This is a genomic window from Serratia sp. NGAS9 (assembly GCF_009905295.1).
GTDB classification, from domain to species: domain Bacteria; phylum Pseudomonadota; class Gammaproteobacteria; order Enterobacterales; family Enterobacteriaceae; genus Serratia; species Serratia bockelmannii.
This window is the reverse complement of sequence record NZ_CP047605.1, coordinates 1,967,619-1,992,303: the sequence shown is the minus strand read 5'-3', so window position 1 is coordinate 1,992,303 and position 24,685 is coordinate 1,967,619. Positions and strand designations below refer to the sequence as shown.

The following is a 24,685-nucleotide window of genomic DNA, read 5'->3' as shown; positions in this document are numbered from 1 at the left end:
CGCTTACCTCCGCACTGACCCACGTTTTCCGCCGCGCTCGCCCCACACCGGCGCCCGCGGCGGGCTTCAAGGCTTATTTCTTGTTTTTATCGGCGAATTGCTGGTAATTGGCCTGGGTGATCAGCTGGTAAGGGATCAGCACGTTGCTCTCCACTTTCTCGCCTTTCACCAGCTGAACGGCGGTCTGCACCGCGCCCTCGCCCTGGCCTTTGGCGTCTTGGAATACGCTCAGCGCCAGATCGCCCTTCTTGATGAACTCCAGCGCGTCCGGCGTGCCGTCAACGCCGGCCACCAGCACGCCGGATTTCTTGGCCTGCTTCAGCGCCAAAATAGCGCCGATGGCCATTTCGTCGTTGTTGGAAGCGATAGCGTCAATCTGCTGGCCGGACAAAATCCAGTCGGTGGTGACGTCCACCGCCTCTTTGCGGAAGAACTTGGCGGTTTGCTTGTCGACTATTTTGATGCCGGGGTAGTTGGCCGCTACCTCTTCCACGCCGCGGGTGCGGTCGCGCGTGGCTTCGCTCGACAGCTCGCCCATCAGGATCATCACGTTGCCCTTGCCGTTCATCAGCTTGGCCAGCGCCTCCATCTGCAGCTTGCCGGCCAGTTTGGAGTCGGAGCCGACGTAGGCCATACCTGCCGGCAGCGCCACTTCCGGCTTGCGGTTGACGAACACCAGCGGGATCTTGGCCTTCTCGGCCAGCTTGATCATCGGCTTAACGCCCTGGGTATCCACCGGGTTGAGGATGATGGCGTCGACGCCCTGGCTGACGAAGTTTTCGATTTGTTGAATTTGCTGCGCGATGTCGCCCTTGGCGTCTTCGAACTGGCCGCTGACGTTGCCGTCGGCCTTCATTTTGCTTTGCATCGACTGGCGCAGAATGGTGAGGAAGTTGTCATCGAAGTAAGCCATGGAAACGCCGATCTTGATGTCTTTCGCCAACACGCTGGCCGGCAGCATACACATCAGTACCGAGGCGGCGATCAGTTTCTTCAGCTTCATGTTCGTTACCCTTTAATCGTTAGAATGAAGAGGTCTGTTGGTTGACAGCTAATGAAAAATATTTTTTACATTCAAACAACATTACGGTCGGTGTTATCCCTTTGATACGGCGAATTTACCGTGTAATCACCGTATTAAGGCCGTAGAAAAAATGGTGATCGATATCTCAAAACAGATTAAAAACAACCAATTGAAATAAACCCCTGGCACAACAAACGGCGTCTTTAGCACGTTTTTAAATGTTTATTTCATAATTTAGATTATTGAAACTTTTTAACCCAAACAAGCGAAACATGCATTTTGGAATGGCTTATTAACAAAAACATGACACGGATCTAACAAATGAAATGCAAGCCGCCGGCAAGCGTTCCCCTTTCGTGCGCCGGCAAAAACTGCGAGCGGCCACGCAGTTTGCGGTTTCCGCGTTTCCCGACCATCCTTACTCGGCAATAATGGACATATCCCTATCTCAGGAGGACCTGACATGCAGCTCAGCAGTAAGGTGCGGATGAACCGCCTGTTCAATAACGGCAAATGCCTGGATGTGGCGATCGATCACGGCATCGCCAACGAACCGGATTTCTTAATCGGCTTGGAAGATATCGAACGGGTGATGGGCAACCTGATCGCCGCGCGCCCCGACGCCATTCAGGTCAACTACGGTCAGGCGGATCTGCTGCAGCGCGCGCCGCAGCGCGAAAAACCGGCGCTGGTGATGCGCACCGACGTCGGCAACGCCTATAACGCCGCGCGCCACCGTGAGATGTGGGCGGTGTTGCACAACCCGGAAGCGCCGATCCTCGCCGCGCTGCAAATGGACGCCGCCGCGGTGGTGGTCAATCTGTATATGATCCCGGATGAACCCGGCATTTTCCGCCAATGCGTGGAGAACATCGGCCGCCTGCGCCACGCCTGCGATCGCTACGCCATGCCGCTGATGATCGAACCGCTGGTAATGGCGCCAGCCGGCCAGGGCGCCGCCTACGGATCTCTGGGTGACGTGGAGAAGATCGTGCCGCTGGTGCGGCTGGCGCGCGAGCTGGGTGCCGACATCATCAAGGCCGATCCGACCGATCGGGTGGAGGATTTTCACCGCGTGGTGGAAGCGGCGCGCTGCCCGACGCTGGTGCGTGGCGGCGGCAAGGGGGAGCTGGGGCCGGTGCTGGAAAAATCCGCCGCGCTGATGGCCCAGGGCGCTTCCGGCATGGTCTATGGCCGCAACGTTTACCAACACAGCAATCCGTCGCAGGTGGTGCGCGCCCTGATGGCGATCATCCATCAAGGTGCCAGCGGCCAACAGGCGCTGGAGCTCTACCACCAGCAATGACCCGCTTTTGTAACTAAAATAACCCCTCCGCACCCCGGCAGCATGCTATAACCTGCTGCCGGTAACTGCAGCTTGCCTCATTCCTCGCTAGAATATGCCGTGAAATCGCCATTCGGAGAACCGCCATGCCAAAACAACGGGTGCCGCTCAAGCTGAGCACCTCCATCACGCTGATGGTGTCCGCCATCATCGCTTCGGTGCTGCTGGTGGTATTCGCGCTGTTTTTCGTGCAGATGAGCCGCGAAGGGCAAGATCAGCTGCAGCAAAAAGCCATCGCCGTCGCCAACACGCTGGCGCTCTCCAACACCGTGATCGACGGCTTGCAGCGGCGCGATCAAAGCGGCGCCATTCAGCGCTTCGCCGAGCAGGTGCGCCATCAAAACGAGCTACTGTTCGTGGTGGTGGTGGATATGCAGGGCATCCGCTATTCGCACCCTAAACCCTGGCTGATCGGCAAGCATTTTATCGGCGACGATCTGGCGCCCGCGTTGCAAGGCAACGTCAACAGCGCCATCAACCGCGGCACGCTGGCCCCGGCGCTGCGGGTGTTCGTGCCGGTGTATGACGATCAGAAAAAACAAATCGGCGTGGTGGCGCTCGGCATCGCGCTGGACACCGTGCAGCGGGTGGTGGCGGAGAGCCGCTGGATCATCTATTGGACCATCGCCTTCGCCGCGCTGGTCGGCAGCCTGGGCACCTTTTTCCTGGTCTCCGCGCTCAAACGCATCATGCTGGGTTTCGAGCCTTACGAAATCTCCAACCTGTTCGAACAGCGCAACGCCATGCTGCAGTCGATTAAAGAAGGCGTGATCGCGGTCGATAATGAATCCCGCATCACCATCGTCAATGACGAAGCCAAGCGCCTGCTGCGCCAGAGCGGGCCGGTGGAAAACCTGCTGCTGGAAGCCGCCAGCAAGCATTGGCCGGCGCAGCTGCATCTGGCGGAGGTGCTGGCCAGCGGCGAACCGCTGCGCGATCGGCAGATCAGCTTCAACGGCAGCGAACTGCTGACCAATACCGTGCCGGTGATCGTCAACGGCAAGGTGACCGGCGCCATCGCCACCTTCCGCGACAAAACCGAGGTCAGCCGCTTGCTGCAGCGCCTGAGCGGCATGGCACACTACGCCGACGCCCTGCGGGTGCAGTCGCACGAATTTATGAACAAGCTGCATGTGATACTCGGCATGCTGCACATGAAGGCCTATCAGCAGTTGGAAAACTACATCATCAACACCGCCAGCAACTACCAGGAAGAGATCGGCGCGTTGCTGCGCAAGATCCATTCGCCGGAAGTGGCGGGCTTCTTCATCGGCAAGATCAGCCGCGCCCATGAGGCCGGCATCGAACTGACCATAGAGGAAACCAGCCTGCTGCCGGAAACCGACGACGCGGAAACCACGCACGTGCTGATCAGCGTGCTCGGTAACCTGATCGAAAACGCCATCGACGCCATCGACGGCGTTGAAGGCCACGAGATCGGCCTGAGCTTCCATCACCACGACGATCAATTACACTGTATCGTCAGCGACGACGGCCCCGGCATCGATCCGGCGATCGCCGCGCACATCTTTGAACACGGATTTTCCACCAAGGGAACGGGACGCGGCATCGGCCTGGCGCTGATCCGCAGCCATCTGGAGAAACTGGGCGGCGGCATCGATGTCGAGTCCGAACCGGGCGAGCTGACCCAATTTTTCGTGCACCTTCCCTATCAGGCCAAGAGCGAAACCCATGATTAACGTACTGATTGTCGACGACGACCCGATGGTGGCGGAGCTGAACAAATACTACCTGAGCCAGATCGGCGGTTTTCACTGCCAGGCGACGGTCGCCACCCTGGGCCAGGCGCGCGCCCTGCTGGCCGACGCCAGCGTCAGCATCGATCTGGTGCTGCTGGATATCTACATGCAGCAGGAGAATGGGCTGGATCTGCTGCCCGGCCTGCGCGAGCTCGGCGAGAAGACTGATGTGATCATCATCTCTTCCGCCAGCGATGTGAACACGGTGCAAAAGGCGCTGCACTACGGCGTGGTGGATTACCTGATCAAGCCGTTCCAGTTCAGCCGCTTCAAAGAGGCGCTGAGCCACTATCGACAACAGTCGCAGCTGCTGGCGCAGCGCGAGTTTTCGCAGGCTGACGTCGACAGTCTGCTGCGCCGCCAGCCCGGTGGCCAGGAGAGCAAAAAGCTGCCGAAGGGCCTGACCAGCATCACCCTGAGCACGGTCTGCGAGTGGATAGAACAGCAGCACGACAGCGAATTCTCCACCGACAACCTGGCCAACGCCATCGGCATTTCGCGGGTGTCCTGCCGCAAGTACCTCATCTATCTGGCGGAAAGCGGCATTCTCGGCACCCGCATTCTGTACGGCGCGACGGGCCGCCCGGTTTATCTGTATCAGCTGAAGCCGGACGCGATCGCCATGCTGAAAGAGCATTGCCGCCCGGCATAAACGACGCCGGGCGCAGAAAGCGCCCAGACGTTGAAAGCTAGAAGTTGTACATGTAACACCTCGCCTCGCGGTGAGGATCTTTCGAATGTATCCGCAGGCAGCGCTGCTTTTTCTGCTGTTGCTCCAGGTGACGCTGCTGCCGCTTGGCGGCTTCTGCGGCCTCGCGCTGCTGTTCGCGTGCAATCGCCTGCTCATTGGCCTGCGTCAGGCTGTCGACATTCCACACCTTGTGGCGCAGCGCGCTGCGTTTTTTCTGGTACTCCTCGGGGACTTTATTGTCCTTCGGCGGCGCCGCGTGGTATTCCAAATCCACCCGCGCCTGCGCAAAGCAGGCGCAACACAGGGCCACGCCGGCCAACACTAGCCTTTTCATCGATAAACTCCTGACAAATCCCTGTTCTCATCTTTAGCAATTCAGCGGCCGGCCATTCAGCCAGGCGCGGCAATAAACGCCGACAAACGGCCGATGCGGCCCCGTCAGAGACGTCCGCCGCAGACGCAGCGACAGGCAGCGGACGATATCGGCACCCTGCTCACAGGCCGATCGGGCGCTCTGATGCCCCTGCGCGGAAGGTCTCGCCGCTTCCTGCGTTTGCAACCGGATTTCCAACGCTTCCCGCTCCGCACGCAGCAGCGCCAGCTGCATGCGCTCCGCCTGAATCTGTTCAGCCAACCAAATATGCTGCAACAAGCCATCCAGCCGCGCCGGACACCCCGCCGCAGAGGGACTTTCCGTCGAGGCGCCGGGCGAGGAATGGCGATCGATGAACGCCTGACTGCAAAATGAGGCCAGCAGCGCCAGCGCCGCAGCGATTAACGAAGGTAGTTTCAATACACAAGCTCCATGAATAAGCCGACTGGGGCGCGCCGCGAAAAACGACGCAGAGAACCGTTCAACAGCCGTTGAGTGAAGACACCTGAGGCTCCGCGGGATCGGGCGCATGTTGCCCTCCCGTCGCCGGCGCTTTCGCGTTTTCGGCATCGCATTCCGCCAGACGCGCCAGGGTTTCGGCCTCATTCTCCGTGGGCGGGGTCGGCTCAGCCATCTCTTGTCGCAGGCCATGCGCCAGCTCTTTCAATTTCTTCTGAAACAGCACGGGAGAAATTCCCTCGCATTGCCGATCGTAACGGGCCGCATTTGCTTGCAGACTCAACAACGACATTATCAACATGGCGACAATACGCTTTGCCATTGAAAACTCCTGTAAGGATGTCTGGGTATGTTGATATATATTCAACAAGCAGAGATTCATCGTTTAAAGATAAATAACGCATCGGAAAAACAGAGTAGCGAATTAATAATAAACCGTTCCACAATATCTTTGAGATAACGTCTGCCGCCCCGCCGAATAAAGAGCGGCGGTTAGCGTCCCCCTATTTTCGACCAGTCCAGCGTACCGCCGATACCGACCCGGCCTTCATTCAGCACGGCAGCGGCGGATTCGCCGGCGATAATGCGCTGTTTCTGTTCTCGCGTTGCGGGCTGCGGTGTTCCCCAATTCCCCCAGTGAGTGGAGGAGGATGAGGATGAAACAGTGGGGTGAATGGCACTGCATCCGTTTAATACAAGACACAATGCCAGAAGAGAATTACGCCATGTCATACTATTTCCCTTAAAATAACGCTATTGGTAGTGACGGTAAATGAAAAACGAGTTTATTTAGTTTAATAACTTTCGCCGCATGCAATCGCCTGCGACAAAAAGAATACGCAAGTGTTAATCACCCGTTATTTTAATTAACCTGAATCAAACAAATATCGTTCAATAAGACAACGCTAATCGCAGAAATGGGCCAGCAGGCTCAGCGCACTTCCGAGTGCGCTGGGATCTTACTCTTCGCCGTCCGGCTGCCAGGCCAGCAGATCGCCAGGCTGGCAGTCGAGAATGCGGCAGATCTTGTCCAGCGTTTCCAGCCTGACTCCCTTGACCTTGCCGTTTTTCAACAGAGACAGGTTTTGCTCGGTGATCCCCACCTGCTCCGCCAGCTCCTTTGAACGCATCTTCCTTTTGGCCAACATGACATCAAGACTTACGATTATTGCCACTCTATTCTCACACGAAAGAAAGCTGTTCTTCATTCAGCCGCAACGCTTCCAGAAATACCCGGCTAAATACCAGGATTGCGCAGCCTACGATCAGCGAGCGCACCGACTCGCTATTGACGCCATAATAAAGGATAAACAGCATTTTTTCATCGGCGGTCAATACCATCACCTGCAGCAGACCGGCTAACGACGGGAACAACACATCGACGATCAGCAAAATGCCAATGATCTGCAACAGCACCATATTGTTGCGATGCCACACGTTGCCGCGGAAGAATTGATAAAACAGCCCGGCGCCGCACAGCAGCGCGCTGTAATAGGGCAAATAACCGAGCATGTCGATAACCAGCGTGGCGAACAGCGCCCAGCGTTGCTGCGGGATCGCGTAGGCGAGCAGCTCCGGGTAATATTCCCGGTAAGAGGCGACGATATCGCGATAGGCTACGCCCTGCAGCCAGTCCCGCACGATGATGAACATCTCAACGCCGGTGCTGACGATCAGCATCGCCATAATGAGCAAACACAGACAACGCACGTACAGCGGCAGATGGATCCTTGGCGCAGCGCCCATAATTTTCTATCCCTTAATCAACAGCAATAAATTATCGTAAAACGATAATTTATTGCTGTCAATGATCAAGTGGACTGATGAGTCAGACGGTGGGCGCCAATGCGCGGGCAATAAAAAAGGCCGGGCTAACCCGACCTTGTTTGACTGCTCGACGCGCTTAGACCAGTTCGATCACGTCGAAGTTGGCTTCGCCGCTCAGATCGGCATCGTAATCAACGCCCTGCAGACCGAAGCCGAACAGGCGCAGGAATTCCGCCTTGTAGCCCTGGTAATCGGTCAGTTCGTTGATGTTATTGTCGTTCAGCTGCTGCCAGATTTCACGGCAGGTTTCCTGCACGGCATCGCGCAGTTCCCAGTCATCCAGGCGCAGACGGTGTTTCTCGTCGGTGTCCGGCGCCGCACCGCTGTACAGCTTGGTCGCGAACAGACGCTGGATCTGCTCGATGCAGCCTTCGTGAATGCCCTGCTCCTTCATGATTTTGAACACGATGGAGATATACAGCGGCATCACCGGAATGGCGGAGGAGGCCTGAGTTACCACCGACTTGAGCACCGCAACGTAAGCCGCGCCGCCTTTGGCCTGCAGCTTCTGGTTGATGGCCTGCGCCGCGCGATCCAGATCTTCTTTCGCCTTGCCCAGCGTACCGTGCCAGTAGATTGGCCAGGTCAGATCGGTACCAATGTAGGAGTAAGCGACAGACTGCGCGTTATCCGCCAGCACGCCCGCTTCGTCCAGCGCGTCCATCCACAGCTGCCAGTCCTGGCCGCCCATCACCTTCACGGTGTCGGCGATTTCTTGCTCGTTGGCCGGCTCGACCACGGCTTCAACCAGCACGTCTTTGTTGGTGTCCAGCGCAACGGATTTGTACGGCTCGCCGATCGGCTTCAGTGCGGAACGCACCACTTCGCCGGTTTCCGGCATTTTACGCACCGGCGAAGCCAGCGAGTAAACCACCAGGTCAACCTGACCCAGGTCTTTTTTGATCAGATCGATCACGGTTTGACGGCACTCGTTGGAGAATGCGTCGCCGTTGATGCTTTTCGCGTACAGGCCTTCTTCTTTAGCTGCCTTGTCGAAACCGGCGGAGTTGTACCAACCGGCGGAACCGGTTTTGCCTTCGCTGCCAGGCTTCTCGAAAAATACGCCGATGGTGGCCGCACCGCTGCCGAAAGCGGCATTGATGCGCGAGGCCAGACCGTAACCGGTGGATGCACCAATGACCAGCACCTTTTTAGGCCCGTTTTTCAGTTCGCCGCGCGACTTAACGTAGGCGATTTGCTCACGGACGTTGGCTTCACAGCCTGCCGGGTGAGCGGTGGTGCAGATAAAACCACGAATTTTAGGTTTGATAATCATAGTAATTTTTTCTTGGTAGCTAAAAACCGAAGAACAATATACCTGATTTTCTCGATATACTTAAGAAAGTGCGAAAACAAGCGCAGTGAACAGACCAGTCGGGGCAGCCCCCTGCGCCAGTGAAGGAGCCGTACCGGGTGAATGCCATTCCCAAAATACATGCCGATGAGGCCGAAATCTCTCTCCCCCATGTCCGAGCTATGCTCGCCGAACAGTTCCCGGCCTGGGCGGCGTTACCCATCGAACTCGTCACCACCGGCGGTACCGACAACGTGATGCTGCGGCTCGGCGACGCGCTGTTCATTCGCCTGCCGCGTACCGCCTCGGCGGCCGAAGCGCTGGCGCGCGAGAACCGCTACCCCGCGTTGCTGGCCCCTCATCTGCCGGCACCGATTTCAGCGCCGTTAGCCCAGGGCAAGCCGGATGACGCCTATCCTTTCGCCTGGAGCATCGGCCGTTGGATCAGCGGTCGCACGCCCGCCTGCGGCGAATGCAGCCCGGCGCTGGCGACGCAGTTGGGCGAATTCGTACGCACGCTCCATACCATCCCGACCGCAGACTATGAGATCACCGCCTATCGCGGCGGCCCGATCAGCGCCAGAGATGCCCTCACGCGCGAGTCTATCGCCCAGTGCGCCCCTCACCTCGATGCCGCCGTCCTGCTGCGGACGTGGGACAATGTGAGCCAGGTGCGTGAAAACACCGCCGGCGCATGCTGGCTACATACGGACATTCAACCCGGCAATTTGCTGGTCGACAACGGTGAACTGGCGGCGGTGATCGACTGGGGCGGCATCGCCATCGGCGATCCGGCGGTCGATCTGATCGTCGCCTGGAACCTGATGGGGCCGGAAGCCCGCGAACATTTCCACCGAGCGGTGAAGGTGGACGATGAGACCTGGCGTCGCGGTCGCGCCTGGGCACTGTCGATTGGCGTTATCGCTTACGCCTACTATGTCGATAAGGAACCTTTGCTGACGCGCACGTCACGCTACCAGCTGAAGCAGGTCGCGGCGGAGATGGGATTGACGCTATAAAACAGCAGACCGGACGCACTTCGCCCGGTCTGCAATCATTACGCCTTGTTCTTTTCCAGCTGCTCAATCAGCGTATAACGCAGCGATGAGGCATCGGCCGGCACGTTCTCCACCGGGGTAACAAGCACTTTCAGCCGATACTGATAACCCGGTTCGAAGGTGAAACCCTCGATGCCGGTATAGAACAACTCCCACGGCTGCTGCGCGGAGCGACGCACCTGCATGCACTTCATCGGGCCGACGCCCACGCAGTCCACCAGCGCGCTGTTCACCAGCAACACTTCCGTTTGGCCGCCTTTCTCATTTGCGGGCTGATTCATCGAGGTTCCCTCCTGGCTGCAGCCGGCCAATGCGGCCAACGCAACAAATAACAACGCTTTGATTTTCAATGTACTGCACCAATAGTCATGTAGGTCAGACGATCCTAACAAATTGACTGGATGAATTGAACCTTGCTCCGTATCACAGAGGCGACATTATTCGCTCGCGCTTATTCTCCAAACTCATGCGTTACAGGACAGAGGTCATGACGGTACGCTGTCGTTTTTATCATCGCAGTCAATGAGAAAACCGGCATCGCGAATCGCCGCCTTCACCTGCCTGGCGTCCATCACCGCCGTTTTCACATAGCCAAAAAAGGCCACCCGCGCGCCGGGCAAACGGACTGGCGTCGCCAGTTGGGCACTGAGTTCGCGATTGCGCTGCGCCATCAACTCGGCACGCGTCTCGGCACGCGTCTGCCAAAATGCAGCCGGTTCGGAGGGAGTTTCAGTGGCGGTTTCGAACCGAGACGTCAATTCGCTTAGCGCCTCCCACTCCGCCAACAGGGCGGCAACCACTTCAGGATTAGCCACCTGCCCCCAGTCAGAGGGTAAAATCCCCTCACGCCACGCCTCGAGATAGCCGGGCAACGCCCTCTTCAACCGACTCAGCCGATCGTTCAACGCAGGTGTCCTTTTACAACGCCTAATGTCTTGATATTCCCCATAATGCCGCTCTCGCTTAACCGGTGATGGGAGCAATGACCGGAGCTTATCAGCGCCATAGATGACGTAATGACTTTTAGTGCGGCTAAATTAGCGATATGTGCGGGTGGGGATGGAGATCGGGTTGGTGGCTGTGATTCGAAAGAGGAGCGGGGATTGTTGCTGGAGGATCAAGAGGAATTTAATTATAAATTAATCACAAACAAAAACGAATACGATACCTATATGTACAAAAGAATGAACACATCTCTATAAAAATACAAAAAACCCCGGATTCTCCGGGGTGAATTATTAAATCAATAGTAAATTAATAGGAGGGAAGGTTATTTTATGGATTCTTTTATCCCATACATGTTCCGATCGCTATCCATCGAAATCCCACCGGGGAACTGCTGAACAGCGTTGGGCCCAGACGTTGCCACATAGTCAGTATTTGAGGGGCTCCCCTCAAAGTACCTCTGGCTAGAGTCATTAGGAAATACAACAGCATTAATCATATTATGGCCTGCGTTATTCCCCCATTTGAGTTGTGCTATTTTATTGTTATGGAGTTGAAGATTGAGGTTATTAACACCAGAATAAGACTCATCATCACCTATTTGAACACCATAAGTTCTGTTGGCATAAAATGTTCCTTGTACGATAGAATCATTAGAACGCAGCAGCAAACCTACACCTTTATTGGCCTCACTTTCAATCCCATAAGCAAGAATATTTGCCCCTGACTCAGTCCTCATGCCATTACCGTTAGCATACAGATGGGTATTAGTAAGCATTAAACCTCCGCCGCTATAAAAGCCCTCCTTATGCAGAACATCAATCCCCCACCCTCCATTGTTAGCAGCAATCATCCCAGAAACAATCGAATCATGCGGTCCTCGCATCGTCCATCCATTACCTTTATTGCTAATTAATTTTACTCGAGTAAAGTAAGACTCCATTGCATCATTTTCATCTGGATGAACAGAACCGCTTGGAATAAATTGAGTAACTAATGCATCTCCAGAGAACCGCTCGATTGATACATCTTCTAGCCAGAACCATAAACCATATATTTCAACACCATTAACGCTGGCTTTTTTTCCATCACCACCATCAATAGTAATGTCTTTAATTTTTATGTATTTAACACCTGGAAGGCTTTTTCTATCACCATCTAATGGTGATGCAATTTTCAATGCATTTTTTTCGCTCAGGCTTGATAGTTTTTCATAGTCAGCACTTTGAATAATGGGCCCAGAAGAAGCCGAGGCTAATTTCAACTGAGTTCGATAGATTCCAGAGCCGATAACTTGGGATGCATTATCAATTACAATGCAAGGTGACGCACTGCAAGTCCACACGCCTGGCGAAAACTCAATTACTTGCCCAACACCAAGCTTTATTGTAGATTTAATCTCACCCGGTTCATTGACTTTGATAGTGATTTGCTTGCCATTGGCGGCAATTATCTCTTTGTTAATAATGTCGCCAACATCTGCCGTAGAAAATGCACATGCATAATTAGCCACCATAAATGGAATAATTGATAAAAAAGACACATACCCTTTTGTCATTGTTAGATATCCTTTTAACTTAAATTTGAGATTCAATAATTGAATGATAGATAACCAAATGTCAACTTCAAAATACTTCAAGCGTCACATTTATCGAGGTGTTAGCAACACATCACCATTACTAGCATGGCCTGTCTATCCGAAATTTGCTCGTCCCCAAATACACCATTACGAGAATTATTTCCTGGTGATGTGATGCTAAGGTTTCCTGTGCATCCGTGGTTACAGTTGACCGTCCCCATTGCTGTACTAGTTCTAATGCGGGTTCCCGATAACCATTGACCCTATCCCAAAATCAGTGTAGTGCTAAATCAGAGAGGAGATCAAAAGTAGGTATTGGCGTCCGCGATGTTCTTAGCAATTTTGCGCCCCCCTCAGCGCGATCTGCATCGTCAGATACTCCCACTGCTACTACTTTCGCCTCACGACTAAACTTAAACGCGGCATCAGTCGACTGAGCTGCGCTATCTGCAGACTAGCTACTCTTTGCTTCGTCTGTTGCTTGTTGCGTACTGCGGGCTCCCAGCACAATGTTTTTGCCAACGACGCCATCCACGGGCAATCCTTCAGATGACATAGATGGCCCCCGAAATAATTCAGATTATGAACTGGTTGTTATAATTGGGGCGCGGACAAAAAAGCCCTGAATTACCAGGGCTTACATTGAAGTTATTATTTATTGCACTGCAAATTTAACCTCTGCCTTTCTTATGGTTTTTTTTCTTAATTTCTCTGATTGCCTTTCAACGGCTAGATACATTAAGATGCCAAATCCTATCACGAAAGCAAAAGCCATAAATAACTTAACCGGGGTTAAGTCGGTTCTGTCTAGCGCCCAGAAAATATAGTTATACAAATAAATAGAAAACGAGCACTTCCCTACAAATGCTACACTGCGCACAACGTGCGGCACACGCTTTCCTGAGAACCGATTAATAAGTGATGCCATTAATAATGCAAAAACCGATGAAATCAACACTTCATATAGTTTAATCTTGTTATTAAAACCATGCCCTTTGTAGAAAAGAAGCAATACAAATAACGCGATCAATATCCATTGAGCTTTCAATTTTCTTATAAATGAACCTATTCTGTTTTGATATATGGCGCAAAGCCACCCCAAAACGAAAAGTGAAAGGTAAGATGGAATGCCCCATGTTAACAATTGATTCTCACTGTAAACATTAATCAAAATACTAACAGCAAACACACTGACCAACAAAACAACTCTTCCCAAAGCAGTGGTAAATAAAACAACCAGAGCAGGGAGAATTAAATAAAACTGCATCTCAACAGCGAGCGACCAATAAACCCCACTAATTGAGAAAAATGTCTTTTCTGAAAAATTGTGAATAAATAAAGCATGGGATATTACATCAAAGACCCCTGTAGGTTTTGTTGCAATGCCAAAACCTCGAATTAGAACAAACCAAACCGCGATTGATATGTAAAATGGAATAGCTATCCGCAAGTATCTTTTTAAAAAATAGATGCCATACTTCTTTGCTGAAAAGCCACTTGAAAATGCTTTTCCACTTGACCCAGCCATACAATAGCCTGAAATTACAAAAAACATTCCAACGCCGATCCACCCGTTACCAAAAAGCCCCATCACATCGAAGCCGAATGGTAGCGGTCGGCCTAAAGAACCGGACCATAGGAAAAGGTGAAAGGCGGTAACGAGCATAACCGCTACACCTCTAAAAAAGTCAATAATATCATTGCGCTGAGACATGTCATTTCCTTTAGTTATTGACGCAATGATAAGCCACCTACCAGCAGATTACCAACCTATCGGAACATAGGAGTAACTCAATCCATCCCGACGGGCTAACGAAAAAATTTGTCGCCGCGCGGAAAGCATCAGGTTTGGAATTTCAAGAAAGCCCGCCGACGTTCCACGAGATCCGAAGCCTGTCCGGCCGCCTGTACGAAAAGCAGAACGACAAGGCATTTGCCCAAAAGCTGCTGGGGCATACAACGGAAATGAAGACGCTGAAATAGCTTAAAACGAGGGGGAAGGAGTACGTGATGCTCTAAAAGAGCCGAATATCAAAATTCGAGTAAATTTCGAGTAATTCCGATTTTTTCAAAAAAAGACTTATAAATCAATCACACAAAAAAAGACCGAATACGATTCCTATATTCGGTCTAGGGAAATGGCTCTTGGGAGAGAGCCGTGCGCTAAAAGTTGGCATTTAATGCAGGGCTTGTTCAGCCGTGCACTTTAAGAGTAGCCTACCGCGCCAGTTTTGCCAGCCGCCCGGCGGCCGCGTGATAGTTTCGTGACGAAATAACTATGCGGCAAATGCGCATCAATCCGCGCACGTTGGGCAAGGCGTTGGCAAACAAGCGGTTAGTCAGCGCACAGCTTCTCGGCGCGTTCAATGAACGGCGCCAGACTCATTTTTTTCCCCGGTTCGGCAGGGTCGTCCAGCAGGAGCACCTCCAGCGGCTGCGCACGCTGATGGCCCTTCTTCACCTGCTGCTCCGCTGCATCGTTGAGCGGGTATTGCATCAAGGTGCTGTTGTTGAGCACGAACAGCGCGCCGCCGCTGCGGCATTGCAGCGTCACTTCTTCCTTGGTGAACGCCCACTGTTTGCCGTACTCCAGTTTAGTGATGTTCACCAGTTTGTCTGCCGCCAGCGCGCCGGTCGCGGTTGCCAGCAGCGTAATGCCGAGTAATACCGATTTCATGTGTTGGCCTTAAGGTTGCTATTCGCGTCGATTTTCCCGCAGCTTGCCGGCCTGCGGCAAGCTGAAATGTCATACCGGCGCATAGGTTGCAAATAAACTGACCAGCAGCAGCACCGCCATCCCCAGCCCGACTTCGAGCCAGCAGGCCAGCACCACGCCGCGCTGCGCCAGCGCCGGCACGCGGCTCATTGCCGGCACGATAGCGTAGCGATTGGCCAGCGCCACCATCACCATCAGCGCCACCAGTGCGGTTTTAATCAGCAGCAGGCGCTGATAAGGCGAGCTGAGGTTAAGCGGCCAACCACCGAGAATGATCAGGCTGTTGACGATGCCGGTGACGATCACCGCCGCCACCGCCAGGTGCCCCCAGCGCGAGAAACGGATCAGCGTGGTGATGGCGTCGCTGCGCCACTGCGGCGGCTGCAGGTAGCGCAGGCAAACCAGCAGCGGCACCAGGCTGCCGAACCAGTAACCGGCGGCCAGCAGGTGTATCGCATGGTTGGCGCGGTGCAGCGCGCCCAACGTGCCTTCGTGCATCGCCGCGTGGCCGATAAACGCCAGGCTCACCAGCAGCAGCGCCGAACACAGCGCCAACGCCTGCGCGCGCGGCCGCTCCGGCAGCAGCAGGCTCAGGATCGCCAGCAGCGACAGGCCCAGATGCCAGCGCCACACTTCGCCGAAGGTGGTGCCGAGCACCGCCCACCAAATCTCCAGCCGCCAAGCGTCTTGCCAACCGTCGCCCATCTGCCCGGCCTGAATAGCCAGCAGCGCCACGGCGGAAAGCCCGGCAGCCCAGGTGCCGGCAAGCAGCAGCGGGCGCACATCGCGGGAGAGGATCGGGGAGAGGCGCTGCGGTGACAATAAGGCGGTGAACAGACTGATGCCGAACATCAGCATCACCGCCGCAAAGTGCACCAAGCGACACAGAACGAACAGGGTCGCCAGAGTCACGATCAGTTTACGGTGAAGCTGTACTGGCCTTTGGTTTTATGCCCGTCGACCGACACCACATGCCAGCTGACGTTGTATTTGCCCGCGCTCAGCTCGCCGTCGATCGGCACGTTGACCTGGGTGTTATTGTTCGGATCGAGCTGCAGTTTGCCGGTTTTCACCACGGCGTTGTCCGGGCCGGTGATTTTCACGCCGCTGAAGTTCGGCTCGATGCCTTCGGAGAAGCTGAGAGTCAGCGCCTTCGGCGCCGGGCTGACGCTAGCGTCGGCCTTCGGCGTTTCCACTTTCAGGTGAGCGTGCGCCAAGGCTTGCTGTGAAGAAAGGCCAACGAACAGGACGAAAACGGTGGAAAGCAGGCGACAGGAGGAACGAATTTTACCGATCACAGTGGTATCCCTTAACAGTAAAAGAGGGTCATAAGGGTTAAGGCCACAGCCAAGGCGATGTATCAGCGGCCCCAACCCACCGCAAGTGATTGCGCCACGGGTAAACAGAAAAACGGGTTATATCGGCTAACCCGCTGTTTTGACTCTACCATCCCTGTAGCGTATCGCGGTAAATCATAACGACCAGGCTGCGGCAAGTCGAGCGCATCACTGGCATTTTGCGATCCGGCAGCACGTATCGCCGCATAACCGCGATAAACGCAGGGTAAAAAAAACCGCGCGTCAGGCTCGCCCGCGCGCGGTTTTTCGATGTTCTGGTGCAGATTAAGCCTGGCCGTTGCCGCCCTGGCCCATCGAGCCCATTTTCTTCAGATCTTTGTCGATGAAGAACAAGCCTTTGCCGCTGGTGCCCACCAGCGCCAGCTTATCCAGCACGGATTTGAACAGTTTCTCTTCTTCATGCTGCTCCGCCACGTACCACTGCAGGAAGTTGAAGGTGGAGTAATCGTGCGCGGTCATGGCGGCGTGCGCCAGTTCGTTGATCTGACGGGTGATCAGCTGTTCGTGTTCGTAGGTCTGCTGGAACACGTCCGCCAGCGATTCGAACGCCACCGGCGGCGCGGCGATGCTGCCCAGCAGCGGTAGAGAACCGGTGTCGCTCAGGTAGTCGAACAGGCGTTGCATATGCTGCATCTCTTCCTGAGAGTGCTCTTTAAGAAATGCGGCGGCGCCTTCAAAGCCTTTATCGCTGCACCATGCGCTCATCTGCAGGTACAGGTTGGCGGAGTAGAACTCCAGATTCAGTTGCTCATTCAGCTTTTGAGTCATTTCTTGCGTCAGCATAATGATTCCTTTTATTTTGCAGGTCATGAATTTAATTTCCGCGCATTATGCCCTGCTGCCGTAAAAATAAAAACACCTTATTTACACTCAAATCACATTAATTATAAAAACCATAAATATCAATAAATTAAAATATCACCAATACATTGAGAATTAACATGATAATTATTTTCATCTTTTATTTTAATCATAAAGCGAATCATTCTTATTTAAAAGAATAAATAGATTGCATTACTGCTGGATAAATATCGCCCGCGACGGCGGCGCAACGGGCTTGCCAAGCGCCGCCGGGTGGATTACCTTCTGCGCAGATTCAATGCGGCAAAGTAAGTAAGGAGCATAGCGTGGGTTACAATCTGGCCGAGTTGTCCAAAGAAGAGATGGACAGGGTGAACGTGGATCTCGCCGCCTCAGGCGTGGCGTACAAAGAGCGCTACAACATGCCGGTGATCCCGGAAGTGGTAGAGCGCGAGCAGCCGGAGCCGCTGCGCGACTATTTTCGCGAGCGCGTGGCGCACTACCGCGCGGAATCCCACCGATTTTCGCGCCTGCCGTACGAGCCGAAGGTCAAATAACAAAACCCGCCATTACGGCGGGTTTTTGCGTCACTTGCCGGCGAACCGGTCGGTGGCGATCATCAGCTGGTGCAAAATACCCGGCTCATCATACGAATGCCCCGCCCCTTCCACGATATGCAGTTCCGCCTCCGGCCAGGCCTTGGCCAGATCCCAGGCGTTCTGCACCTGGCAGGCCATGTCATAGCGGCCGTGGACAATCACCGCCGGAATATGGCGGATCAGCGGCACATTACGCAGCAGCTGGTCATCGCTCTCCAGGAAGCCCAGATGCGTGAAGTAGTGGTTTTCAATACGGGCGAACGCCAGCGCGAAATCATCCTCGCCAAACGAAGCAGATTCACGGCTCGGCAACAGCGTGACCGTCTCCCCTTCCCACACGCTCCACAGCTTGGCCGCTTCAAGCTGCACCTGCGGATCGGCCGAGGTCAGCCGCTGCCGGTAGGCGGCGATCACGTCTTGACGCTCGTCATCCGACAGAATGGACAGCACGCGCTCCCATTTGTCCGGGAAGAAGCGCGAAGCGCCGTCCTGGTAATACCAATGCAGCTCCTGCTTGCGCAGGGTGAAGATGCCGCGCAGCACCATTTCACTGACGTGCTCCGGGTGGGTCTGCGCATAGGCGAGCGCCAGCGTAGACCCCCAGGAGCCGCCGAACACCAGCCACTGCTCGACGCCGGCCATTTCGCGCAACCGCTCGATATCGGCCACCAAGTGCCAGGTGGTATTGTTGTCCAGGCTGGCGTGCGGGCGGGAACGGCCGCAACCGCGCTGATCGAACAGCAGCACCTTGTAGCGTTCGGGATCGAACAGTTGACGATGATGCGGGGAGATACCGCCACCCGGTCCACCGTGAATGAAGACCGCCGGTTTACCGTTCGGGTTACCGCTCAGCTCCCAGTAGATCCGGTGGCCATCCCCAGTGTCCAGCCAACCGCTGTCGTATGCCGCTAACGGCGGGTACAAACCTCGTAATTGTTCCATGGCGCTTTCCGTCTCTCTGTGAGTCATGCTTTCATCAAAGCGGAAGCCGCACGGCAGGTCAACGGTAAAACCCGAAAACTCGAACGCGCGCCGAGAACTCGGCGCGCGTTTGCTCAAAATCACATCGACCTGCCTGCAAAACGCCCACAGGCCCGATCAGTTAAGGTGCGCGATCGCACTGATCTCCACCAATTGCTCGGGCGAAGCCAACCCGGTGACGCCGATCAGCGAACCGGCGGGCCGGTGATCGCCGACATAGCGCTTGAACAACGCAACGCACGGTTCAAAGTGCGCCAGTACATCGGTCAGGTAGATCTCCACATACGCCAGGTTCGAACGTTCGGCACCGAATCCCGCCAATACCCGATCCAGATTGTCCAACGTCTGTTGGGTTTGCCGTTCGATATCGCCCGCACCGACAAACTCCCCCTGCATATCATGGGAAAACTGCCCAGAGATGTAGAGGGTATCCTTGACGCGATAGCCTTGGGACACGCCATTCTCCTCTTCCCAAATGACCCCGTGGTGGTAGTGCGTGATGCCATTTTTCATGCTGTTTCTCCAACCGTTTATCGTTTCAATGACGACTATAATCGTTTGATTGGCGAATGGATGTCGTCACTGAAACGACGTTGACAATGCATTTAATATATTGAATATGTTAAATTTATTGTCTTTTCACCGGTTCTCGGAGGGCAGCATGCTACGGGCGAATCTCAATGACATTCAGGTTTTCATGGCCGTCGTCGACGCCGGCAGTTTTGTCGCCGGCGGACAGACGATGGGGCTATCGCGTTCGGCGGCGGGCAAGGCCATCGCGCGTCTGGAGCAGCGGCTGAGCGTGCGGCTGTTGCATCGCACCACGCGTTCGCTTGGCCTGACCGACGAGGGACGAGAGTTTTATCGACGTGGCCTGCAGATCCTCGCTTCGGTCGACGATGCCGAGGCCAGCGTGGCCGGCGACAAGGGCACCGCACGCGGAGTGCTGCGGTTGACCGCCCCTTCCGCCTTCGGCAGACGGATCCTGTTGCCGCTGGTGCCGAAATTTCTCGTCGCCTGGCCTGAGGTGCAGGTGGAGATCAGTTTTTCCGATCGCCTGGCGGATGTCGTGGAAGAAGGATTTGATTTGGCAGTACGGATCGGCGTCACGGCGCCGGATACCCGGCTGGTGTCCAGAACCCTCGCCAGGTATCGCGCCCTGCTGTGCGCCTCCCCCGCCTACCTCGCCGCCCGTGGCGAACCGCATACCGTCGAGTCGCTCGCCGGGCACGAGGCTCTGCTGTTCAGCAGCCGCAACCAAAAACAGCCCTGGCGGCTGCGTGACGAGCGCGGCGAATGGGTCAAGGCCCCAGTTCGCGGCCGCCTGCGGCTGGACAGCGGAGAAGCGCTGCACGATGCGGCCTTGGCCGGGTTGGGCATCGCGTATCTGCCGGAGTTTATGATTGCGGAGGATTTGGCCGCCGGTCGTCTGCAGCAGGTGCTGCGCGCCGTGGAGGGTGAAGAAGTCAGGATTGTGGCGCTCTATCCGAATAAGCGCCTGCTGGAACCCCGCGTCAGGCGCTTTCTCGATCTCTTGGTGGATACGCTCGGCGGCTGAAACCTTACCCGCCTTTACGCATATGCGGCTCGCGCATCTCCTGTGCGGTTTTCGCCTCGATGCTCAGTTCCGCCGTCGGGCGCAACATCAGGCGTGCCAAGCCGATAGGTTCGCCGGTTTCCCGGCAGTAGCCGTACTCGCCGTTCTGCAACCGCGCCAGCGCCGCATCGATTTTCGGCAGCAGGCGGCTTTCGCGATCCAACTGGCGGAACAACAGGCGCAGCTCTTCTTCGCGCGCCGCCTTGTCGGCTTCATCGCCCGTCGCTTCGCCGCTGTCGATCGCCTTCTTCAGCTCATCGATGTGCAGCAGCAGTTTTTGCCGCTCATCCTGCAGCAGCTGGCGGAAAAAAGCCCGTTGAACCGAGTTCATGTAATCAGAATCCGGCATGGCCAGCAGTTGCTGCGCATCCGGTAATGTCATCACTGTCATTGCGTTCTCCGAACCCTAAAGGTGTAATATTATAACATAATAATTATTTTAAGCACCCGGTCATCCAAAAACAAAATTTCACGTACAAACAGCCAGTTACACACTACTGGCACTTTGTCGCTTGCATCCTGTCGGCTTTAGGCGGTTAATGGCTGAGCAAGCCACCCAATCATAGGTAACGAGAGGCCATCATGAGTAAGGGAATGGATAGCAAAAAAAATGCGAAGAAGAAGCCGTTGAAAACCCCAGCAGAGAAACGTGCGGAGAAACGCGCCAAAAAAGCGCATCCGTCTGGTGAGTAAGCGTCCTTCCATCCGTCATTAAACCCGCCAAGGCGGGTTTTTTATTGCCTCACTGGAGAGATGGCCAATGCCCTGCTTTACCCTCGCCGCAGCCCAATACCCCGCCGCTGCGGCCAATATCGCCTGCAACCTTGAACGTCACCTTGAATTTGTCGCGCAGGCAGCCGAACAGCAGGTGCAACTGCTGGTTTTTCCCGAACTGTCGCTAAGCGGCTATGAGCTGGCCGATGCTGCCGAACTGGCGCTGACGCTGGGCGATCCGCGTCTGCAACCGCTCGCTGCGGCGGCGCAATCGCATCAGATGACGATCATCGTCGGCGCGCCCTTGCGCAGCGGCCAGGCGCTGCATATCGCCGCCTTGATCTTTCACCCCAACGGCGCGGTGGCCGCCTATACCAAGCAACATCTGCACGGCGCGGAACAACAACGGTTCTTGCCCGGTAATGGCGGCACGCTGCTGGAAATACATCGGCAACGCATCGCGCTGGCTATCTGCGCCGACACCTCGCAAGCCGGCCACGCAAGCGCCGCCGCGCTGGCGGGTGCGCAGATTTATGCCGCCGGCGTGCTGGTATCTGAAGCCGGTTACGCGAAAGACAGCGCCGCGCTGGCAGGCTATGCCCGTCGTTATGGCATGGTCACGCTGATGGCCAACCATGCAGCGCCAACCGGAGGCTGGATCCCGGCAGGCCGCAGCGCCATCTGGGATGAAACGGGAGCGCTTTTGGTTGCCGCACCGGATGACGCCCCTGGTCTTATCATCGCCGACAAGACCCGCGACGGTTGGCACGGCCGCCTGTGCCGGTTAAGCTGAAGCCTGACGGCAACGCGGAGGAAAACATGACGTTACGCGTAATAGATACCGAGACCTGCGGGCTGGACGGCGGCGTGGTGGAAGTGGCCTCCCTCGATCTGCTCGACGGCCAGTTAACCAACCCGATGAGCGATCTGGTCAGCCCGGATCGCCCCATCAGCCTCGACGCGATGGCGATTCATCACATCACCGAACAGATGGTGGAAGGCAAACCGCGCATTGCGGTGGCGATCGGCCGCTATCAGGGCAGCCCATACTATGTGGCGCACAACGCCGCCTTCGATCGCGGCGTGCTGCCAGAGATGAACGGCGCCTGGATCTGCACCCTCAAGCTGGCGCGCACGCTGTATCCGGACATCAAGTACGGCAACCAGTATCTGCGCTACGCGCTGAATCTGGACGTGCAGCTGCCGGCAGACGCCACGCTGTACCCGCACCGCGCGCTGTATGACTGCTACGTCACCGCCGCGCTGCTGCAACGCATCATCAAGGATTCGGGCTGGACGCCGGAGCAAATGGTGCAGATCACCGAACAGCCGGTGCTGCTGAAGAAGTTCAAGTTCGGCAAGTATCGCGGGCAGGAGATTGATCGCATCGCCCAGGAAGATCCTGGCTATCTGCGCTGGATGCTGAAATCCATCGACGATCTGAGCCCGGACATGAAGCACACGCTGAAATACTATCTGATTGGCTAACACGGCGGGCGGCGCAGGCCGCCCGCCGAACGCTATTATTCCGCCAGCGCCAGAATGAAGGCGTACTCTAACGCAATATCCTCATAGGCCTTGAAGCGGCCGGATTTGCCGCCGTGGCCGGCATCCATGTCGGTATACAGCAGCAGCTGCCGATCGTCGGTTTTCAGCTCGCGCAGCTTGGCCACCCACTTGGCCGGCTCCCAATACTGCACCTGCGAATCGTGCAGACCGGTGGTCACCAGCAGATGCGGGTACTCCTGCGCCTTCACCTGATCGTACGGGCTGTACTGTTTGATGTAGTCGTAATAGGCCTGCTCGTTCGGGTTGCCCCACTCGTCGTATTCGCCGGTGGTCAGTGGGATGGACTCATCCAGCATGGTGGTCACCACGTCGACGAACGGCACCTGCGCCACCACGCCGTGGAACAACTGCGGCGCCTGGTTGATCACCGCGCCCATCAGCAGACCGCCGGCGCTGCCGCCCATCGCGAACACCCGCTTACCGTCGCCGTACCCCTGGGCGATCAGCGTTTCGGTCACGTCGATAAAATCGTTGAAGGTGTTCTGCTTGTTGAACAGTTTACCGTCTTCATACCACAGCTGCCCCAGCTCACCGCCGCCGCGAATGTGCGCCAGCGCGAACACGACACCGCGATCCAGCAGGCTCAGGCGGCTGGCGCTGAACGCCGGATCCATACTGCTGCCGTAAGATCCGTAGCCATACACCATCAGCGGGTTGGTGCCGCGCTGGAAGCTGTCCTGGCGATACACCAGCGAGACCGGCACTTCGACGCCGTCGCGCGCCTTCACCCACACCCGCTCGCTGCGGTAGTTTTCTGGCGTGAAGTTCTTCACTTCCTGCTGTTTGAGCATCGTCCGCTCGCCGCTGTCCATGTTCAGCTCGTACAGCGTGGTCGGGGTGGTCATCGACGAATAGCCGTAGCGCAGCAGCGCGGTCTCCGGATCCGGGTTATACGCCAGCCAGGTGGTGTAAGTCGGATCGTCGAAGGCGATGCGCTTCTCTTCGCCGCTTTGCCAATGGATCTGGCGTAGCAGCGTCAGGCCGGCATTGCGCTCTTCGACCACCAACCAATCACGGAACAGGCTGAAGCCCTCCAGCATCACGTCGCCGCGCGGGGCGATCAGCGTCTGCCACTGCGCTTCATCCGCCTGTTCGCTTTGGTACAGGCCGAAGTTCTTGCCGTCCTTGTTGGAGCGGATATAGAAATGCTGGTGATAGTGATCGATGGCGTACTCGTGATCCTTGCGGCGCGGCACGAACAGCTGCGGCTTGGCGTCCGCGCGATCGGCATCCAGCAGCAGGATCTCCGAGGTGGTGGTGCTGCTCAGGTGGATCAGGATAAAGCGCTCGGAGGTGGTCTTCTCCAGCCCGACGTAAAAGGTATCGTCCCGCTCTTCGTAAATCAGCTCATCCTGTTGCGGATCGCTGCCCACCACGTGACGATAGACCTGATACGGCAACAGCGTCTTGGCGTGCTTGCGCACGTAGTAGACCGTCGAGGAGTCGTTGGCCCACTCGAAGCTGCCGGAGGTGTTTTCCAGCACTTCGTCCGCCCAGCTGCCGTCGGCCAGGTTCTTGAAGCGAATGTCATACTGGCGGCGCGACAGGAAATCCTCCGCCACCCCCAGCCGCTGGTTGTCTGGGCTGACGTCCAGCCCGCCCAGGGTATAAAACTCGTGATTCTCGGCGCGCTGGTTGCCGTCAATAAGCACCTCCCAGTGCTCACTCTCGGCCTGAGGCTGGCGCACGGAAATCGCGTATTCGTTGCCCGGCTCGTAGCGCGTCTGATAGCGATAGCCATGGCGCACGTAAGGCACCGAATGTTCCTGCTGCGGAATACGCGCCACCATCTCTTCGTACAGGGTTTCACGCAGCGCCTGCTGTGGCTTCAGCATCGCATCGGTATAGGCGTTCTCCGCCTGCAGGTAGTCCAGCACCTGGCGGTCTGCGCGCTCGTCGTCGCGCAGCCAGTAGTAGTCATCCACGCGCGTGTCGCCGTGGATAGTGATGGGATAAGGACGTTTTTCCGCTTTCGGTGGGGTCATCATTGCTAAA

At 55.9% G+C, this 24,685-nt stretch carries 27 protein-coding genes and 1 pseudogene; 9 read left to right on the top strand and 19 right to left on the bottom strand.

The annotated features are described in order from the left end of the window. Window positions 1-73: 73 nt before the first annotated feature. A complete protein-coding gene (locus GUC32_RS09655) occupies window positions 74-1,003 on the bottom strand; it encodes a sugar ABC transporter substrate-binding protein (RefSeq protein ID WP_141969395.1) in 930 nt (309 codons plus the stop codon). Window positions 1,004-1,487: 484 nt separating this feature from the next. On the opposite strand from GUC32_RS09655, the gene GUC32_RS09650 reads away from it, so the two are divergent. The 3 genes from GUC32_RS09650 (at window position 1,488) to dcuR (ending at window position 4,781) form a co-directional block, all read left to right on the top strand. Further along, window positions 1,488-2,330 (top strand): class I fructose-bisphosphate aldolase, encoded by an 843-nt coding sequence (locus GUC32_RS09650; RefSeq protein ID WP_173888617.1) that lies wholly within the window; start codon window positions 1,488-1,490, stop codon window positions 2,328-2,330. Between the two features lie 125 nt (window positions 2,331-2,455). Continuing rightward, the gene (locus GUC32_RS09645) at window positions 2,456-4,069 is read left to right on the top strand and encodes a sensor histidine kinase (RefSeq protein WP_369435698.1); all 1,614 of its coding nucleotides are present in this window, start codon (window positions 2,456-2,458) and stop codon (window positions 4,067-4,069) included. Beyond that, window positions 4,062-4,781, top strand: a complete 720-nt coding sequence (gene dcuR / locus GUC32_RS09640) for a two-component system response regulator DcuR (RefSeq protein WP_033642727.1) — start codon at window positions 4,062-4,064, stop codon at window positions 4,779-4,781. The genes GUC32_RS09645 and dcuR overlap by 8 nt, the downstream gene beginning before the upstream one ends. A 37-nt stretch (window positions 4,782-4,818) precedes the next feature. On the opposite strand, the gene GUC32_RS09635 is transcribed toward dcuR, so the two are convergent. The 6 genes from GUC32_RS09635 to fabV form a co-directional block, all read right to left on the bottom strand. Further along, the gene (locus tag GUC32_RS09635) at window positions 4,819-5,154 is read right to left on the bottom strand and encodes a hypothetical protein (RefSeq protein WP_160204183.1); all 336 of its coding nucleotides are present in this window, start codon (window positions 5,152-5,154) and stop codon (window positions 4,819-4,821) included. Window positions 5,155-5,187: 33 nt separating this feature from the next. Next, on the bottom strand, window positions 5,188-5,613 hold the full coding sequence (locus GUC32_RS09630; protein WP_050440156.1) for a hypothetical protein: 426 nt from the start codon (window positions 5,611-5,613) through the stop codon (window positions 5,188-5,190). Between the two features lie 61 nt (window positions 5,614-5,674). Continuing rightward, window positions 5,675-5,974 (bottom strand): hypothetical protein, encoded by a 300-nt coding sequence (locus tag GUC32_RS09625; protein ID WP_033642724.1) that lies wholly within the window; start codon window positions 5,972-5,974, stop codon window positions 5,675-5,677. Window positions 5,975-6,611: 637 nt separating this feature from the next. Further along, window positions 6,612-6,827: a helix-turn-helix transcriptional regulator gene (locus tag GUC32_RS09620; RefSeq protein ID WP_025302459.1), complete on the bottom strand. Its 216-nt coding sequence runs from the start codon at window positions 6,825-6,827 to the stop codon at window positions 6,612-6,614. Window positions 6,828-6,834: 7 nt separating this feature from the next. Next, complete coding sequence (locus tag GUC32_RS09615) at window positions 6,835-7,398, bottom strand: DUF2975 domain-containing protein (protein WP_033642723.1); 564 nt, start codon at window positions 7,396-7,398, stop codon at window positions 6,835-6,837. 157 nt (window positions 7,399-7,555) lie between these two features. Next, window positions 7,556-8,755, bottom strand: coding sequence for an enoyl-ACP reductase FabV (gene fabV, locus GUC32_RS09610; protein WP_025302456.1), 1,200 nt, complete (start codon window positions 8,753-8,755; stop codon window positions 7,556-7,558). A 200-nt stretch (window positions 8,756-8,955) separates the two neighbouring features. Between fabV and GUC32_RS09605 the strand changes: the two genes are divergently transcribed. Beyond that, a complete protein-coding gene (locus tag GUC32_RS09605) occupies window positions 8,956-9,792 on the top strand; it encodes an aminoglycoside phosphotransferase family protein (RefSeq protein WP_369435697.1) in 837 nt (278 codons plus the stop codon). A gap of 38 nt (window positions 9,793-9,830) precedes the next feature. On the opposite strand, the gene GUC32_RS09600 is transcribed toward GUC32_RS09605, so the two are convergent. The 4 genes from GUC32_RS09600 to GUC32_RS09585 form a co-directional block, all read right to left on the bottom strand. Next, a complete protein-coding gene (locus GUC32_RS09600) occupies window positions 9,831-10,181 on the bottom strand; it encodes a DUF4377 domain-containing protein (RefSeq protein ID WP_025302454.1) in 351 nt (116 codons plus the stop codon). A 135-nt stretch (window positions 10,182-10,316) separates the two neighbouring features. Then, entirely contained in the window at window positions 10,317-10,736 is a 420-nt protein-coding gene (locus GUC32_RS09595; RefSeq protein ID WP_197828404.1) for a hypothetical protein, read from the bottom strand. Window positions 10,737-11,101: 365 nt separating this feature from the next. Further along, a complete protein-coding gene (locus tag GUC32_RS09590) occupies window positions 11,102-12,334 on the bottom strand; it encodes a hypothetical protein (RefSeq protein ID WP_164067610.1) in 1,233 nt (410 codons plus the stop codon). 676 nt (window positions 12,335-13,010) lie between these two features. Continuing rightward, window positions 13,011-14,069 carry an acyltransferase family protein gene (locus tag GUC32_RS09585; RefSeq protein WP_369435696.1) on the bottom strand — a complete coding sequence of 353 codons (1,059 nt, stop codon included), beginning with the start codon at window positions 14,067-14,069 and terminating at the stop codon, window positions 13,011-13,013. A gap of 77 nt (window positions 14,070-14,146) precedes the next feature. Here GUC32_RS09585 and GUC32_RS09580 point away from each other — a divergent pair. Further along, window positions 14,147-14,338 (top strand): annotated as a pseudogene (locus GUC32_RS09580) (tyrosine-type recombinase/integrase); the annotation flags it as partial. Window positions 14,339-14,690: 352 nt separating this feature from the next. Here GUC32_RS09580 and GUC32_RS09575 read toward each other — a convergent pair. The 4 genes from GUC32_RS09575 to ftnA all read right to left on the bottom strand — a co-directional run bounded on the left by GUC32_RS09575 (window position 14,691) and on the right by ftnA (window position 17,212). Next, entirely contained in the window at window positions 14,691-15,032 is a 342-nt protein-coding gene (locus tag GUC32_RS09575; protein WP_025302452.1) for a YebY family protein, read from the bottom strand. 69 nt (window positions 15,033-15,101) lie between these two features. Next, a complete protein-coding gene (gene copD, locus GUC32_RS09570; protein WP_025302451.1) occupies window positions 15,102-15,983 on the bottom strand; it encodes a copper homeostasis membrane protein CopD in 882 nt (293 codons plus the stop codon). A 2-nt stretch (window positions 15,984-15,985) separates the two neighbouring features. Next, window positions 15,986-16,369 carry a CopC domain-containing protein YobA gene (yobA, locus tag GUC32_RS09565; protein ID WP_025302450.1) on the bottom strand — a complete coding sequence of 128 codons (384 nt, stop codon included), beginning with the start codon at window positions 16,367-16,369 and terminating at the stop codon, window positions 15,986-15,988. Window positions 16,370-16,693: 324 nt separating this feature from the next. Beyond that, entirely contained in the window at window positions 16,694-17,212 is a 519-nt protein-coding gene (gene ftnA, locus GUC32_RS09560) for a non-heme ferritin (RefSeq protein ID WP_369435695.1), read from the bottom strand. Between the two features lie 344 nt (window positions 17,213-17,556). On the opposite strand from ftnA, the gene GUC32_RS09555 reads away from it, so the two are divergent. Beyond that, window positions 17,557-17,787, top strand: coding sequence for a DNA polymerase III subunit theta (locus GUC32_RS09555; RefSeq protein WP_043141621.1), 231 nt, complete (start codon window positions 17,557-17,559; stop codon window positions 17,785-17,787). A gap of 30 nt (window positions 17,788-17,817) precedes the next feature. Here the strand turns inward: GUC32_RS09555 and pip are convergent, their stop codons facing one another. Both pip and GUC32_RS09545 read right to left on the bottom strand, forming a co-directional pair. Beyond that, the gene (gene pip / locus GUC32_RS09550; RefSeq protein WP_025302447.1) at window positions 17,818-18,771 is read right to left on the bottom strand and encodes a prolyl aminopeptidase; all 954 of its coding nucleotides are present in this window, start codon (window positions 18,769-18,771) and stop codon (window positions 17,818-17,820) included. Between the two features lie 156 nt (window positions 18,772-18,927). Beyond that, window positions 18,928-19,323 (bottom strand): RidA family protein, encoded by a 396-nt coding sequence (locus GUC32_RS09545; RefSeq protein WP_049203470.1) that lies wholly within the window; start codon window positions 19,321-19,323, stop codon window positions 18,928-18,930. Between the two features lie 148 nt (window positions 19,324-19,471). Here GUC32_RS09545 and GUC32_RS09540 point away from each other — a divergent pair, with 148 nt between their 5' ends. Then, window positions 19,472-20,368: a LysR family transcriptional regulator gene (locus GUC32_RS09540; protein ID WP_043141627.1), complete on the top strand. Its 897-nt coding sequence runs from the start codon at window positions 19,472-19,474 to the stop codon at window positions 20,366-20,368. Window positions 20,369-20,372: 4 nt separating this feature from the next. On the opposite strand, the gene dksA is transcribed toward GUC32_RS09540, so the two are convergent. Beyond that, window positions 20,373-20,798 carry an RNA polymerase-binding protein DksA gene (gene dksA, locus GUC32_RS09535; RefSeq protein WP_049203468.1) on the bottom strand — a complete coding sequence of 142 codons (426 nt, stop codon included), beginning with the start codon at window positions 20,796-20,798 and terminating at the stop codon, window positions 20,373-20,375. A 369-nt stretch (window positions 20,799-21,167) separates the two neighbouring features. Here dksA and GUC32_RS09530 point away from each other — a divergent pair, with 369 nt between their 5' ends. Further along, the gene (locus tag GUC32_RS09530) at window positions 21,168-21,914 is read left to right on the top strand and encodes a carbon-nitrogen hydrolase family protein (RefSeq protein WP_049209422.1); all 747 of its coding nucleotides are present in this window, start codon (window positions 21,168-21,170) and stop codon (window positions 21,912-21,914) included. A gap of 26 nt (window positions 21,915-21,940) precedes the next feature. Further along, window positions 21,941-22,609, top strand: coding sequence for an exodeoxyribonuclease X (gene exoX / locus GUC32_RS09525; RefSeq protein WP_004928833.1), 669 nt, complete (start codon window positions 21,941-21,943; stop codon window positions 22,607-22,609). Window positions 22,610-22,644: 35 nt separating this feature from the next. On the opposite strand, the gene GUC32_RS09520 is transcribed toward exoX, so the two are convergent. Further along, window positions 22,645-24,678: a S9 family peptidase gene (locus tag GUC32_RS09520; RefSeq protein WP_049209421.1), complete on the bottom strand. Its 2,034-nt coding sequence runs from the start codon at window positions 24,676-24,678 to the stop codon at window positions 22,645-22,647. Between the last annotated feature and the right edge of the window lie 7 nt (window positions 24,679-24,685).

Bases quoted from the DNA above. Each gene is read 5' to 3' on its own strand.
- GUC32_RS09655 (WP_141969395.1), bottom strand. From the start codon at position 1,003: ATGAAGCTGAAGAAACTGATCGCCGCCTCGGTACTGATGTGTATGCTG.
- GUC32_RS09650 (WP_173888617.1), top strand. From the start codon at position 1,488: ATGCAGCTCAGCAGTAAGGTGCGGATGAACCGCCTGTTCAATAACGGC.
- GUC32_RS09645 (WP_369435698.1), top strand. From the start codon at position 2,456: ATGCCAAAACAACGGGTGCCGCTCAAGCTGAGCACCTCCATCACGCTG.
- dcuR (WP_033642727.1), top strand. From the start codon at position 4,062: ATGATTAACGTACTGATTGTCGACGACGACCCGATGGTGGCGGAGCTG.
- GUC32_RS09635 (WP_160204183.1), bottom strand. From the start codon at position 5,154: ATGAAAAGGCTAGTGTTGGCCGGCGTGGCCCTGTGTTGCGCCTGCTTT.
- GUC32_RS09625 (WP_033642724.1), bottom strand. From the start codon at position 5,974: ATGGCAAAGCGTATTGTCGCCATGTTGATAATGTCGTTGTTGAGTCTG.
- GUC32_RS09615 (WP_033642723.1), bottom strand. From the start codon at position 7,398: ATGGGCGCTGCGCCAAGGATCCATCTGCCGCTGTACGTGCGTTGTCTG.
- fabV (WP_025302456.1), bottom strand. From the start codon at position 8,755: ATGATTATCAAACCTAAAATTCGTGGTTTTATCTGCACCACCGCTCAC.
- GUC32_RS09605 (WP_369435697.1), top strand. From the start codon at position 8,956: ATGCTCGCCGAACAGTTCCCGGCCTGGGCGGCGTTACCCATCGAACTC.
- GUC32_RS09590 (WP_164067610.1), bottom strand. From the start codon at position 12,334: ATGACAAAAGGGTATGTGTCTTTTTTATCAATTATTCCATTTATGGTG.
- GUC32_RS09585 (WP_369435696.1), bottom strand. From the start codon at position 14,069: ATGTCTCAGCGCAATGATATTATTGACTTTTTTAGAGGTGTAGCGGTT.
- GUC32_RS09575 (WP_025302452.1), bottom strand. From the start codon at position 15,032: ATGAAATCGGTATTACTCGGCATTACGCTGCTGGCAACCGCGACCGGC.
- ftnA (WP_369435695.1), bottom strand. From the start codon at position 17,212: ATGCTGACGCAAGAAATGACTCAAAAGCTGAATGAGCAACTGAATCTG.
- pip (WP_025302447.1), bottom strand. From the start codon at position 18,771: ATGGAACAATTACGAGGTTTGTACCCGCCGTTAGCGGCATACGACAGC.
- GUC32_RS09545 (WP_049203470.1), bottom strand. From the start codon at position 19,323: ATGAAAAATGGCATCACGCACTACCACCACGGGGTCATTTGGGAAGAG.
- GUC32_RS09540 (WP_043141627.1), top strand. From the start codon at position 19,472: ATGCTACGGGCGAATCTCAATGACATTCAGGTTTTCATGGCCGTCGTC.
- dksA (WP_049203468.1), bottom strand. From the start codon at position 20,798: ATGACAGTGATGACATTACCGGATGCGCAGCAACTGCTGGCCATGCCG.
- GUC32_RS09530 (WP_049209422.1), top strand. From the start codon at position 21,168: ATGCCCTGCTTTACCCTCGCCGCAGCCCAATACCCCGCCGCTGCGGCC.
- exoX (WP_004928833.1), top strand. From the start codon at position 21,941: ATGACGTTACGCGTAATAGATACCGAGACCTGCGGGCTGGACGGCGGC.
- GUC32_RS09520 (WP_049209421.1), bottom strand. From the start codon at position 24,678: ATGATGACCCCACCGAAAGCGGAAAAACGTCCTTATCCCATCACTATC.